This is a genomic window from Cupriavidus sp. FW306-01-F10A (assembly GCF_058782785.1).
The window spans coordinates 216,666-229,642 of sequence record NZ_JBYSYA010000009.1 but is presented as its reverse complement, the minus strand read 5'-3'; the positions used below and the strand labels follow the sequence as shown (position 1 = coordinate 229,642).

Annotated in this window: 11 protein-coding genes; 10 read left to right on the top strand and 1 reads right to left on the bottom strand. The window is 67.2% G+C overall.

Annotated features, from left to right (window positions below):
- From AC3WLF_RS15965 to AC3WLF_RS15940, 6 genes are all read left to right on the top strand, one after another.
- Positions 1-506 (top strand): TolC family protein (locus AC3WLF_RS15965; protein WP_492358491.1); only part of this gene is annotated, 506 nt, incomplete at its 5' end.
- Positions 507-560: 54 nt separating this feature from the next.
- Positions 561-1,745 carry an efflux RND transporter periplasmic adaptor subunit gene (locus AC3WLF_RS15960; RefSeq protein ID WP_492358490.1) on the top strand — a complete coding sequence of 395 codons (1,185 nt, stop codon included), beginning with the start codon at positions 561-563 and terminating at the stop codon, positions 1,743-1,745.
- Between the two features lie 13 nt (positions 1,746-1,758).
- Positions 1,759-4,881 (top strand): efflux RND transporter permease subunit, encoded by a 3,123-nt coding sequence (locus AC3WLF_RS15955; RefSeq protein WP_492320708.1) that lies wholly within the window; start codon positions 1,759-1,761, stop codon positions 4,879-4,881.
- 319 nt (positions 4,882-5,200) lie between these two features.
- A complete protein-coding gene (locus tag AC3WLF_RS15950) occupies positions 5,201-5,809 on the top strand; it encodes a hypothetical protein (RefSeq protein ID WP_492320709.1) in 609 nt (202 codons plus the stop codon).
- A gap of 102 nt (positions 5,810-5,911) precedes the next feature.
- Positions 5,912-6,115, top strand: coding sequence for a CsbD family protein (locus AC3WLF_RS15945; RefSeq protein WP_454750397.1), 204 nt, complete (start codon positions 5,912-5,914; stop codon positions 6,113-6,115).
- A gap of 239 nt (positions 6,116-6,354) precedes the next feature.
- Complete coding sequence (locus AC3WLF_RS15940) at positions 6,355-7,773, top strand: sensor histidine kinase (RefSeq protein ID WP_492320710.1); 1,419 nt, start codon at positions 6,355-6,357, stop codon at positions 7,771-7,773.
- 53 nt (positions 7,774-7,826) lie between these two features.
- Here the strand turns inward: AC3WLF_RS15940 and AC3WLF_RS15935 are convergent, their stop codons facing one another.
- Entirely contained in the window at positions 7,827-8,324 is a 498-nt protein-coding gene (locus tag AC3WLF_RS15935; protein WP_010810373.1) for an acyl-CoA thioesterase, read from the bottom strand.
- Between the two features lie 324 nt (positions 8,325-8,648).
- On the opposite strand from AC3WLF_RS15935, the gene AC3WLF_RS15930 reads away from it, so the two are divergent.
- The 4 genes from AC3WLF_RS15930 (at position 8,649) to AC3WLF_RS15915 (ending at position 12,745) form a co-directional block, all read left to right on the top strand.
- On the top strand, positions 8,649-9,455 hold the full coding sequence (locus AC3WLF_RS15930) for a GntR family transcriptional regulator (RefSeq protein WP_492320711.1): 807 nt from the start codon (positions 8,649-8,651) through the stop codon (positions 9,453-9,455).
- Between the two features lie 44 nt (positions 9,456-9,499).
- A complete protein-coding gene (locus AC3WLF_RS15925; protein ID WP_492356700.1) occupies positions 9,500-11,044 on the top strand; it encodes an acetolactate synthase large subunit in 1,545 nt (514 codons plus the stop codon).
- Between the two features lie 131 nt (positions 11,045-11,175).
- Complete coding sequence (locus tag AC3WLF_RS15920) at positions 11,176-11,568, top strand: Zn-ribbon domain-containing OB-fold protein (protein ID WP_051591783.1); 393 nt, start codon at positions 11,176-11,178, stop codon at positions 11,566-11,568.
- A gap of 4 nt (positions 11,569-11,572) precedes the next feature.
- Entirely contained in the window at positions 11,573-12,745 is a 1,173-nt protein-coding gene (locus AC3WLF_RS15915) for a thiolase family protein (protein WP_492358489.1), read from the top strand.
- Positions 12,746-12,977: the final 232 nt, after the last annotated feature.

The following is a 12,977-nucleotide window of genomic DNA, read 5'->3' as shown; positions in this document are numbered from 1 at the left end:
ACCTGGCGCGCGCCGGCCGCGTGCCCGACGTGACCGTCGGCGCGCAGGCCGAGCACTATCCGGTCTCGGCCACCAATACCAACGGCAGCGGCAACAGCTACGGCGTGTTCCTGACGATCCCGCTGTACGTGCGCCACAGCAACGGCGGCGAGGCCCGCCGCGCCGAGGTGGACTACTACGCCGCGCTGGACGACCGCAACCGCGTGCTGCTGGAAGCCGGCAATGAGATGGAACGGCTGCGCAGCCAGCTCGAAGCCGCGCGCCAGTCACTGCGGCAGATGCGCGACGACGTGCTGCCCGCCGCCGAAAGCGTGGCCGGCAGCGCCGAGTTTGCCTACGGCAAGGGCGCCACCGGCGTGCTCGACCTGCTCGATGCCCGCCGCGCGCTGCGCCAGACCCGGCTCGATGCCGTCAGCGCCCAGGGCGATTACGCCAAGGCCCTGTCGGCCTACCGCGCGGCGCTGCAGACCTCCACGACCGGCATTGCGACGAGCTCGCGTCCCTGAACCGCAGTCCCAGCGAATCCAATGCACTCCCTCCTGTCACGCATGTCCCGCCGCATGTCTTCCGTCCATTTCCCCGCCGGCCTGCCCGCACGGCTTGCTGCCCTGTCCCTGTGCGCGCTGGCGCTGGCCGCCTGCGGCAAGTCTGAAGCGCCCAAGGCCGATGACGATCCCAAGGTCAGCGGCAATACCATCCAGTTCCCGGCCAGCGTGAAGACGCTGCCGGGCATCGCCGGCGAATCCGCCAGGACCGGCGGCGAGCGCATGCTGAGCCTGCCCGGCCGGCTGGTGTGGAACGAGGACAAGACCGTGCGCGTGTCGACGCCGTTTGCCGGCCGCGTCACCGAGATCCTGGTGCAGCCCGGTGCCACCGTGAAAGCGGGCCAGCCGCTGGCCAGCCTGACCTCGCCCGATTTCGGCGTGGCCCAGGCCGATGCGCGCAAGGCCGCCGCCGACAGCGCGGTCGCGGCCAAGGCGCTGGCACGGCAGCGCGAGCTGTACGGCGCCGGCATCATCGCGCAGAAGGAGCTGGAGCAGGCGCAGGCCGACGCCGCGCGCGCCGCGGCGGACCTGCAGCGCACCCAGGCGGCGCTGGCCCAGTACGGCGCGGCCGCCTCAGGCATCGTAAACCAGCGCTTTGCGCTGCGCAGCCCGATCGACGGCCTGGTGGTCGAGCGCAACATCAACCTCGGCATGGAGCTGCGCCCCGACCAGCCGCCCGCCGCGCCGTTGTTCCTCGTGACCGATCCGACCACGCTGTGGGCACAGGTCGATGCGGGCGAGGCCGACCTGAGCCTGTTCAAGCCGGGCGTGGACGTGCAGCTCACCACCGCTGCCTGGCCCGGCGAGACCTTCTCCGGCACCGTGGTCAAGATCGCCGACTATGTCGATCCCACCGCGCGCAGCATCAAGGTGCGGCTGAACGTGCCCAACCCGGAGCGCCGCCTGAAGGCGGAGATGTTCGTCACCGCGAAGCTGCCGGCCGCGTCGTTCAAGGGCATCGCCGTGCCGTCCAAGGCCGTGTTCCTGGCCGACAACCGCAACTATGTGTTCGTGCGCACCGCCGCCAATACCTTCGAGCGCCGCCTGGTGCGCGTGGGCGTGACGCTGCCCGGCACCACCGAGCTGCTTGAAGGCGTGAAGGACGGCGAGACCGTGATCACCGACGGCAACCTCTACCTGCAGGACATCCTGCGCGATGCCACTGCCGTGAACGCGGCGCGTGCGTCCGAGAAGAAGTGAGGACGGCCGCCACATGATTTCGCGCATCGTCAGCTTTGCCCTGCACCAGAAGCTCTTTGTCTGGCTGGGCCTGCTTATCTTCGTCGGGGGCGGCCTGGCTGCATTCAAGAACCTGCCGATCGAAGCTTTCCCGGATGTCTCCGACATCCAGGTCAACGTCATCACGCTGTACCCGGGCCGCGCCGCCGAAGAGGTGGAGCGCCAGGTGACCATCCCCATTGAAACCGCGCTGGCCGGAACGCCCAACGCGGTGCGGGTGTTCTCGCATACGCAGTTCGGCCTGTCGTTCATGATGGTGACCTTCAACGACAAGGCCACCGACGTGACCGCGCGCCAGCAGATCCTGGAGCGCCTGCGCAGCGTGGACCTGCCCGACGGCGTGCATCCGGACCTGGCGCCGCTGTCCACCGCGATCGGCGAGATCTACCGCTTCCGCCTGACTGGCAAGGGCTATACCGCGCAAGAGCTGCGCACGCTGCAGGACTGGGTGGTGGAGAAAAACCTGCGCCAGGTGCCAGGCGTGGCCGACCTGGTCACCATCGGCGGCACCATCAAGCAGTACGAGGTCAATCCCAACCTGGCGCGCATGCGCGATGCCAAGATCTCGCTGTCGCAGCTGTTCACTGCGCTGCAGCGCGCCAACGCCAATGCCGGCGGCGGCGCCGTGGCGCACGGCCGGCAGCAGTTCCTGCTGCGCTCGCTGGGCAGCTTCCGCACCTCGGCCGATATCGCCAACGTGGTGGTGGCCGAGAACCAGGGCACCCCGATCCTGGTCAAGGACATCGCCGACGTGAGGGTCGGCAGCGCGCCGCCGCAAGGCCTGATGGGCCAGGACGACGAGGACGACATCGTCTCGGGCATCGTGGTGATGCGCAAGGGCGAGAACCCGTCGCTGGTGCTGGAGGCGCTGAAGAAGAGGATCGACCTGCTGGACGACCAGATCCTGCCCAAGGGCGTGAAGATCGTGCCGTACTACGACCGCTCCACGCTGATCGACAAGACCCTGCACACGGTGTTCGGCAACCTGGTCGAGGGCGCGCTGCTGGTGATGGCGGTGCTGTACCTGTTCCTGGCCAACGTGCGCGCCGCGGCAATCGTGGCGCTGATCATCCCGCTGGCGCTGTTGTCGACCTTCATCGGCCTGACCTGGGTGGGCATTCCGGCCAACCTGTTGTCTCTGGGCGCGATGGACTTCGGTATCATCGTCGACGGCGCGGTGATCGTGGTCGAGAACATCTTCAAGCGGCTGGGCGAGCTCAAGGCGCAGCAGATCAAGGACAGCAAGGCGCGCCTGCATGCGATCCTGCAGGCCACCACGGAAGTGGGCCGTCCGACCGTGTTCTCGATGGTCATCATCATTGCGGCGCACATCCCGATCTTCACGCTGCAGCGGCACGAGGGCAAGATCTTCGCGCCGATGGCCTACACGGTCACGGGCGCGCTGATCGGCTCCCTGATCCTCTCGCTGACGCTGGTGCCGCTGCTGTGCCACCTGCTGCTCACCAAGAACATCGCGCACGACGACAACTTCATCGTGCGCCACTGCAAGCGGCTCTATGAGCCGATGCTGGCTTGGGCGCTGGACCACAAGAAACTGGTGGTAGGCTCGGCGCTGGGCCTGCTGGTAGTGACCGTGGGCGTGGGCAAGTTCCTCGGCAGCGAGTTCCTGCCCGAGCTGGACGAAGGCTCGATGTGGGTCAGCTTCGACCTGCCGGCATCGGTCTCGACCGACGAGGCGCGCGACCAGGCGCGGCTGCTGCGCAGCGTGATCCGCAAGACCCCGGAGGTCAATACCACCATCTCCAAGGTCGGCCGCCCCGACGACGGCACCGATCCCAAGCTGATCAACACCGTCGAGATCCTGGTCGACCTGAAGCCCGAGAAGCAATGGCGCGACGGCTTCAACAAGCGCGCCATCATCGGCGAGATCGACAAGAACCTGCGCCAGCTCCCCGGCATCGAGCCCAATTTCTCGCAGCCGGTGCGCGACAACATCCTGGAGAGCATCTCGCAGATCAAGGGCCAGATCGTGATCAAGGTGCAGAGCGACAGCCTGGAGCAGAACAAGAAGGTGGCCGACCAGATCCTGGCCAACGTGCAGACGGTCAAGGGCGTGATGCGCGCCTTTATCGACCGTGACGGCGAACTGCCGCAGTACGTGCTGGAGTTCGACCGGGCCCAGGCCGCGCGCTACGGCATCAACGTGGCCGACGTGCAGGACCTGATGGAAACCGCGCTGGCCGGCAAGGCCGCGACCGAGCTGTGGGAGGGCGAGAAGCACTTCAGCGTGGCCGTGCGCCTGAAGCCGTCGGAGCGCGCGCTGCCGAACCTGCCCAATATCTTCATGCAGACCGCGGACGGCGCGCAGGTGCCGCTGTCGCAGCTGGTGACCTTCCGCGCGGCATCCGGCGCGATGAACATCAGCCGCGAGAACGGCCAGCGCACCACCTCGATCGGCATCTTTATCCGCGACCGCGACATGGGCAGCGTGGTCAAGGACATGCAGAAGCTGGTGGCGAAAAACGTCAAGGCCGACGACGTCAAGATCAGCTGGTCGGGCGAGTTCGAGAACCAGGAGCGCGCCATGGCGCGGCTCTCGATCGTGGTGCCGCTGTCGGTGCTGGTGATCTTCCTGCTGCTGTTCAATGCGTTCAAGTCGTTCAAGAGCGCCACGCTGATCATCTCGAACATCCCGTTCGCGCTGATCGGCGGCGTGTTCGCGCTGTTCCTGACCGGCATCCCGCTGTCGGTGTCGGCGGCGATCGGCTTTATCGCACTGTTTGGACAGGCGGTGCTCAATGGCGTGGTCATGGTGACTTACTTCAACCAGCTGCGCGATGAAGGCATGCCGGTGCGCCAGGCGGTGCTGACCGGCTCGATGGACCGGCTGCGCACGGTGCTGATGACCGCGCTGCTGGCCATGCTGGGTTTGTTCCCGATGGCGATCTCGCGCGCCATCGGCTCGGAGACGCAGCGCCCGCTGGCCATCGTCATCATCGGCGGGCTGATCACCGCCACCATGCTGACGCTGATCGTGCTGCCCACCTTGTATGAATGGATGGTGGGGCGCAACTGGCCGGACGAAGAGGGCGAAGCGCCTGACGAGAACCGGTTGACGCCGTCGATTCTGGGCTGACGGCCGCCCTGCTTGACTGGCAATTTGCGCCCCTCTCCCGCGCAGCGGGAGAGGGGCGCCTTGTTCTGCGGCACGCATGCTCGCCCGCCGTCGCACACATGACGCGCTGACCGCACCATCCCCCCTCAGCAACCAGGTGCATGCCCCGCCGCGTGCCTCGCCCGCATTGCAATGTCGGAATAGTCTGACGCGCCTTTCGGAACCGGACGCCTGCTTCCCATACCCCCCCGGGCCTACTCTGTACTTACGGCATGGCCAGCAGCATAGCCGCCGGCCTCTCATGCGTACCTTTACGCAATCACCCGGAAAGGAGATCGACATGTTGAAGAAATGGCTGACCGCAGCAGTGTGTTCGATGATGGTTGCCGCACCGGCGGGATTTGCGCTGGCGCAGATGACCGCACCAACAACCACGTCCGGAACGGCTGCAACCGGGGCAAGGGCAGACTATGACGCCGCGGTGAAGCAGGCTGATGCGGACTACAAGGCTGCCTCCGCCAAGTGCAATGGCATGAAGGACAACGCCAAGGACGTCTGCAAGGCCGAGGCCAAGCGCGACCGCGATGTGGCCAAGGCCCAGGCCGAAGCCCGCCGCGACGGCACGCAGAAGGCGACCGCCAAGGCCGAGAAGACCAAGGCTGACCGCGACTATGACGTAGCCAAGGAAATGTGCGACGACAAGAAGGGCAACGACAAGGACGTCTGCAAGAAGGACGCCAAGGCCGCCCATGAAAAGGCACTGATGGCTGCCAAGGTCGACAAGGCCGCGGCGACCGGCACCAGTGCCGACGTGGCCGAAACCCGCGCCGACGCGAAGAAGGACGCCACCGACGCCGCCTACAAGGCCGACAAGGAACGCTGCGACGCGATGTCGGGCGATGCCAAGGACAAGTGCCAGGCCGATGTGAAGGCCAAGTACGGCAAGTAAGCCTTCGCGGCATCCCGCCAGCATTGGCGGGCCACGCACCGCACCACCCGCAAGGGGACGCCTCCGATGGCGCCCCCTTGCCATCGGATGAAGGAGCACGAGATGAACTGGGACCAGATCGAAGGCAAATGGGAACAAGCGAAGGGCAAGATCAAGGAGAAGTGGGGCAAGCTGACCGACGACGACATCGCGCAGATCAACGGCAAGCGTGACCAGCTTGCCGGCCGCATCCAGGAGCGCTATGGCTACACCAAGGAGCGCGCCGAGGAAGAAATGAAGGAGTGGGAACGGGACACGCGCTGGTAAGCAGTGCGTGGCAGCAAGGCAAGGCGGGACGCCAGCGGGCGTCCCGCCTTGCTGTTTGCGTGCCGCGCGTGCTCGATACCCCGGCACCCCCGGAACGAGGGGGGCGCCGGCGCGTATCGCACAGCATTAAGCGCGGATTAGCTCTGAATGCAACCGAATGATGCACGCGCCACCCGCGCAGGGCATAACATGTCGCGTCGCCGACCCTGCCATCCGCCCGGCTTGCCTTCGCGCTCCGCATGTACGCAGCCTTGCCCGCCTTCGTCTCGTCGATCTTCCTCGGTTACGGCCTCTATGTACTGGTGACCAAGGGCGTGACGCGCGTCTCCACTTCGTTCTTCCTGCTGTGCGTGACCACCTTCGCCTGGCAGGGCACGTGGGTGTTCCTGTTCCAGTCCTCGCATCCCGATGTGGCGCTGGTGCTGGCCCGGCTCGGCTACCTCTTCATCCTGTTCCTGCCGACCACGTTCTACCACTTCATCGCCGAAGTCACCGAGAGCCGCCGCGAGCGGCCGCTGCTGCTGGCCTCGTACGGACTGAGCCTGGTGCTGGCGGTGCTGCTGCTGACCACCGACCAGGTAGTCTCCGGCTACTACAGCTATTTCTTCGGCGACTATCCCAGGGCCGGCCCGCTGCATCCGCTGCACCTGGTGCAGACGGTGCTGGTGGCGCTGCGCAGCGCCTGGCTGCTGGTGGCGGCGCGGCGCAATGCGACAGCCGAACGCCGCAAGCGCTACAAGCTGTGCCTGGTGGCGGTGGCGCTCTATTCGCTGGCGGCGGTGGACTACGCCGTCAACTACGGCGCAGCGTTCTATCCGCCGGGCGTGGTGTTCGTGGCGGCAAGCCTGGGCATCCTGGCGGTCAGCGTGGTGCGCTACGACCTGATGCATCCGTATTCGCTGGCCGCCACCGTGGCGCACGAGGTGCGCACGCCGCTGGCGACCATCCGCATGCAGGCGCAGGAGCTGGCGCGCACCTGGCCGCAGGTGCTGCACGGCTACCGGCTGGCGGTCCAGCAGGGGCTGTGCGAGGACCGCATGCGGCCCGGCCAGCTTGAGCGCGTGTCGAGCCTGGTCGGCGCCATCACGCGGGAAGTCGATGGCACCAGCACCGTGATCGACATGGCGCTGGCCTCGGTCACGCTGGAGCGGCTGGACCGCAGCAGCTTTGCCCCGCACGGCATTGCCGACTGCGTGCATGCGGCGCTGGAGCGCTACCCGTTCCAGGGCGAGGAGCGCGGCTGCGTGCAGGTGCGCGGCATCGACGCGGGCTGGCGCTTTGTCGGCTCCGACACGCTGCTGGTCTACGTGCTGTTCAATCTGCTGAAGAACGCGCTGCATGCGATCCGCGCGGCCGGCGGCGGCCACATCGACATCACCGGCGCGACCGAGGGCCAGTACCACGTGATCCGCTTTCGCGACACCGGCCCGGGCATTGCGGCCGACGTCATGCCGCGCATCTTCGATCCGTTCTTCTCCACCAAGGCGCATGGCACCGGTGCCGGCCTCGGTCTGGCCTTCTGCCGGCGCGTGATCGAGACCTTCGGCGGGCGCATTGAGTGCGAGTCGGTGCCGGCCGTGCATACCACCTTTACCCTCAGCCTGCCGCGCTTCACCGCCATGGCCGACAGCCGGCTGCGCACCAGCACCGCCGGCTGAGCCACGGCCGGCGGTGCCGGATTCAGACCCGCGCGGGGTCAGCCGCGCCTGGCTCAGCTGGCCAGTGCCGGCAGCGCCAGTTCATATTCCCTGACCCGTTCGATGATGCCCGCCGGAAAGCGCGTGATGCGCTTTTGCCGGTCGGCGAAGACGATCTGCTGGTAGCCCAGCGACACCGGCTTGCCCCCCACGCAGAAGCGGAACAGCAGGTAGGCCGAGCACTGCCGCACCTGGAAGGTGTTCAGGTAGCAATCCACGCGCTGGAACGGGAACGTCTCCTCGACATACTCCTGGTGCGCGCGCTTGGTCACGAAGACGCCGCCGGCGGCCAGCAGGTTGTCGTGGATGCATTCATGGAACCACCGCTCCCGGCAAATGCCCTGCCACTCGAAATAGCGGGCGAAGTAGGTGTTCATAAAGGCATTGGAATCCTTGAGATAGATGTCGATCGCATGGTGGAAGGTCTTGTGCGAAGCGGTCTCGAACGCGTCGGGCGCCAGTTGGGCCGCGCCGCGGTTCAGGATTTGGGGGATCACGTCTCGCATCAACATAAGTTGACTCCTTGAGATGGCTGCAAGCGGCAGCCACGCCTGCCCCCGGGAAGGTTGGGCATGGTGGCATTCTGTCCGCTTGGGCAGTGGCAAGGTGGGCGCTGAAGTGGGGGTTGCGGCACGTTCCGGCGCGTGACGCACGGGCAACAAAAGCCCCGGAATGCACGCCCGGGCCTGGCAATACCGGAGCGGCATGGATCGGCGTTAACCCGAGTAGTCTAGGTTTATAGACTTTTATATAGTCGTCCGGCCAGGACGACTCCGGGCGGCCCTCGCATCGCCCTTTTCCCCGACATTCACCGGCGTTTCCCGACCTCCCGCCGCATGGCAGACACCACGTCCAGCGAACTCCTCGCGCGCAGCCGCCAGCCGGTCTACCTGCAGCTGGCCACCATCTTCCGCCGCCAGATCGAAAGCGGCGCCTGGCGCGAGGGTGAGCGCATCCCGTCGCTGGAAGAGCTGTGCCGCCAGTACGGCGTGGCGCGCATGACCATGCACCATGCCTTGTCGATGCTCGATGAAGAAGGGCTGGTGGCGCGCTCGCGCGGGCGCGGCACCTTCGTCAAGGCGCCGTGCCAGGCGCGGCGGCAGGTGTCGCTGTCGACCAGCTGGGACGAGGCGGTGGCGGTGGGCGCGCAACTGGACACCGAAGCGATGGTCGAATCCGCCGGCAACGTGCCGCTGCCCGCCGATCTCGGCATGCCGTGCCCCGGTGAGCGCGCCGCCGAATACCACTTCCTGCGCCGGCTGCACCGGCTGGAAGGGCGGCCGTTCGCGGTGGGCGAGGTCTATATCGAGGCCGGCGTCTTTGCGCGCGAGCCCGAGGCCTTCCGCCAGGGCGCCTCGGTGCCGGTGCTGGACCGCTTCCCCGGCCTGTCGGTCAGCACCGCGCGCCAGCGCCTGTCGATCGTCGCGGCCGGGGCCGAATCCGCCGCCGCGCTGGCGCTTGCCGTGGGCGCGCCGGTGGCTGAGCTGCGCCGCTTTGCCTGTGTCCCGGGCGAGCGCGGCGAACTGATCGTCTACTACGCACGCATCGAATTCCCGACCGAGTTTGTCTGCCTGGATTTCGACCTGCTGGCGGCGCGGCCGCCCGGCCTGACGCCCCCAGTGCAACCAATGCCAACCTGCTGACCCAGAACCTGAGCGGAACCCGAGACATGGAAACTACCCAACCGATGAACGGCGCCGAGAGCCTGGTCAAGACCCTGCTCGCCAACGGCGTGGACACCTGCTTTGCCAACCCGGGCACCAGCGAGATGCACTTCGTCGCGGCGCTGGACCGCATCCCGGGCATGCGCTGCGTGCTGGGCCTGTTCGAAGGCGTGGTCACCGGCGCGGCCGATGGCTATGCGCGCATGGCCGGCAAGCCCGCCGCCACGCTGCTGCATTGCGGCCCGGGGCTGGCCAACGGCCTGGCCAACCTGCACAACGCGCGCCGCGCGCAGACGCCGGTGGTCAACATCATCGGCGACCAGGCCACCTACCACCGGCCGCTGGACGCACCGCTGACCGCGGATACCGAAGGCTGGGCCCGTCCGGTCTCGGTGTGGACGCGCACGGCCACGCAGGCTGCGTCCGTCGGCGCCGATGCCTCGTCCGCGGTGCAGGCCGCATGCGCCGCGCCGGGCGGGGTCGCCAGCCTGATCCTGCCTTCCGATGTGTGCTGGGATGCGGGCGGCGTGGTGGCCGCGCCGCTGCCGCCGCTGGCGGTGCCCAAGGTCTCGCCCGACGCCGTGCAGCAGGCCGCGCGCGTGCTGCGCTCGGGCCAGCCCACGCTGGTGGTGCTGGGGGGCAGCGCGCTGCGCGAGGCGCCGCTGGCCGATGCGCACCGCATTGCCGCGGCCACCGGCGCCCGCCTGATCTCGCCCATGTCCAATGCGCGCGTGTCGCGCGGCAGCGGCCGCCTGGCGGTGGACCGCGTGCCATATTCGGGCGACGTCGCGCGCGACAAGCTGGCCGGCATCCGCAACGTGATCCTGGTCGGCGCACCGGCGCCGGTGACGTTCTTTGCCTACCCGGGCAAGTCGCCGCGCCCGTATCCGGAAGATGCCGTGATCCACGTGCTGGCACGCCCGGAGGAAGACCTTGCCGAAGCGCTGGCCCGCCTGGCCGACGAGGTGGGTGCACGCAATGCACCGCTGCCGGCTGCCGTAGCGCCCGCATCCGTTGAGCCCGCCCGCGGCGCGGTCACGTCCGAGGCGGTGGCACGTACGCTGACCGCCTTGCTGCCCGAACAGGCGATCGTGGTGGAAGAGAGCATCAGCTTCGGCCGCGCCTTCTATCCGGGCACGGTCCATGCGGCCCCGCACGACTGGCTGCAGCTGACCGGCGGCGCCATCGGCGAAGGCCTGCCGCTGGCCGTGGGCGCGGCGGTGGCGGCGCCAGACCGGCGCGTGGTGGCACTGCAGGCCGATGGCTCGGCCATGTACACGCTGCAGTCGCTGTGGACCATGGCGCGCGAGCAACTCGACGTCACCGTGGTGCTGCTGGCCAACCGCAAGTACGCCATCCTGCTGGGCGAGCTCGCAGGCGTGGGCGCCAACCCGGGCAAGACCGCCCTGGACATGCTGGACATCGGCAATCCCGACCTGGACTGGGTCAAGCTGGCCAACGGCATGGGCGTGGAGGGCGCGCAGGCCAGCGACATGGAAGGTTTTGCCGACCTGTTCCGCATGGCCAATGCGCGCAAGGGGCCGTTTGTGATCGAACTGGTGATCTGAGCGCGGCGCTTTCCGCATTCAAAAATCCAGCCTTCGGCAGATGTGAATTGTTGCAATGCACAGACTGCGGCAAGCTCATTGCCGTGCCATGGAAGGCCCATGGCGGCACCATCAAAAGTGAAGGAGACTCCATGCCCCAACAAGAAGCGGCGGTGGGTCCGGACAAGGCTTATGCGGACCAGCTCGCCGCTGGCCAGTTCCGCATCCAGCATTGCCAGGACTGCAAGCGCCACGTGTTTTTCCCGCGCAATATCTGCCCGCACTGCGGCGGCGACACGCTCGCCTGGGTCGAGCCCAAGGGTACCGGCACGGTCTACTCCACCAGCGTGATCCGCCGCAAGCCGGATGCCGGCGGCGACTACAACGTGGTGCTGGTCGACCTGGATGAGGGCGTGCGCATGATGAGCCGTGTGGAAGGCATTGCGCCCGCCAGCGTGCGCATCGGCATGCGTGTGCAGGCGCGCGTGGCGCAGGGCAAGGAAGGCGAGGCCGCTCTCGTCGTGTTCGATCCGGTGGAGGGCTGAGGCCATGAGTTTGTCCAATTTGCGTGGCAGCGTCGCCATCGTCGGGGTCGGCCAGGCGGGCCTGGGCGAGGCCCACGGCAAGACTGAAATGGAAATCCTGGTGGAGGCCGCCAAGGCCGCCGTCAGGGATGCGGGCCTGTCGATGCGCGACATCGACGGCATCGCCACCGCCAGCGTCGGCGCCAGCATGTGGGTGATGCCGGTGGCCGAGTACCTTGGCATCAAGCCCAAGTTTGTCGACAGCACCATGATCGGCGGCTCCAGCTTTGTCTCGCACATGCTGCCGGCGATGATGGCGCTCGAATCGGGCCAGTGCGATGCGGTGCTGGTCTGCTACGGCAGCAACCAGCGCACCTCCACGGTTGGCCGCGCCGGCATCTCCAAGGTGCGCGCGGTGCTGGACCCGCAGCCGTATGAGCACCCGTACAGCCCGCTGCAGCCGATCACGTCATATGCACTCGCCGCGGCGCGCCATATGCACCAGTACGGCACCACGCGCGAGCACCTGGCCGAGGTCGCCGTGGCCGCGCGCAAGTGGGCGCAGCTGAATCCGGAAGCGATGATGCGGGACCCGCTCAGCATCGATGATGTGCTCAATGCGCGCATGGTGTCGGACCCGCTGTCAGTACGTGACTGCTGCCTGGTCACCGATGGTGCCGGCGCCTATGTGATGGTGCGTGCGGACCGCGCCAGGGATTTGGCCAGGCCGCCGGTCTATGTGCTGGGCAATGCCGCGGCCACGTGGCACCGCCAGATCTCGTGCATGCCGGACCTGACCGTCACGGCCGCCAAGGAATCCGGCGAGCGCGCCTTCGCCATGGCGGGGCTCAAGCCGTCGGATGTCGACGTGGCTGAGCTCTATGATGCTTTCACCATCAATACGCTGCTGTTCCTGGAGGACCTGGGGTTCTGCGCCAAGGGGGAGGGCGGTCAGTTTGTCAGCGGTGGCGGCATTGCGCCGGGCGGGCGGTTGCCGGTGAACACCAATGGCGGTGGCTTGTCATGCGTGCATCCTGGGATGTACGGGATGTTCATTACCATTGAAGCGGTGCGGCAGTTGCGTGGGGAATGTGGGGAGCGGCAGGTGAGGGATGCCGAGGTTGCCGTGGTGCATGGGAATGGGGGGACGTTGTCTAGTCAGGCTACGGCGATTTTGGGGACTGGGGCGACGGTTTAAGGGGGCATACGGTCGCTTGTCGCCCTTGGCGGGCGTGGCTGTTTCGCCGGCGTAGCCGGCGAGTCACTTTTTGGCCGAGCGCCAAAAAGTAACCAAAAAACGCGTCGCCTATGCGGCTGGCAATAAATTTCACGGCGCTGGTGGTTCGTACGGTGGTGCTTGCTGTTCTGGCGTGGTTGCCCGTTCGACCCTGCTACGCCATGTGAGTCAGGGACAATGCCTGCGTTAACCC

Bases quoted from the DNA above. Each gene is read 5' to 3' on its own strand.
- AC3WLF_RS15940 (WP_492320710.1), top strand. From the start codon at position 6,355: ATGTACGCAGCCTTGCCCGCCTTCGTCTCGTCGATCTTCCTCGGTTAC.
- AC3WLF_RS15915 (WP_492358489.1), top strand. From the start codon at position 11,573: ATGAGTTTGTCCAATTTGCGTGGCAGCGTCGCCATCGTCGGGGTCGGC.
- AC3WLF_RS15920 (WP_051591783.1), top strand. From the start codon at position 11,176: ATGCCCCAACAAGAAGCGGCGGTGGGTCCGGACAAGGCTTATGCGGAC.
- AC3WLF_RS15930 (WP_492320711.1), top strand. From the start codon at position 8,649: ATGGCAGACACCACGTCCAGCGAACTCCTCGCGCGCAGCCGCCAGCCG.
- AC3WLF_RS15925 (WP_492356700.1), top strand. From the start codon at position 9,500: ATGAACGGCGCCGAGAGCCTGGTCAAGACCCTGCTCGCCAACGGCGTG.
- AC3WLF_RS15950 (WP_492320709.1), top strand. From the start codon at position 5,201: ATGTTGAAGAAATGGCTGACCGCAGCAGTGTGTTCGATGATGGTTGCC.
- AC3WLF_RS15955 (WP_492320708.1), top strand. From the start codon at position 1,759: ATGATTTCGCGCATCGTCAGCTTTGCCCTGCACCAGAAGCTCTTTGTC.
- AC3WLF_RS15935 (WP_010810373.1), bottom strand. From the start codon at position 8,324: ATGTTGATGCGAGACGTGATCCCCCAAATCCTGAACCGCGGCGCGGCC.
- AC3WLF_RS15960 (WP_492358490.1), top strand. From the start codon at position 561: ATGTCTTCCGTCCATTTCCCCGCCGGCCTGCCCGCACGGCTTGCTGCC.
- AC3WLF_RS15945 (WP_454750397.1), top strand. From the start codon at position 5,912: ATGAACTGGGACCAGATCGAAGGCAAATGGGAACAAGCGAAGGGCAAG.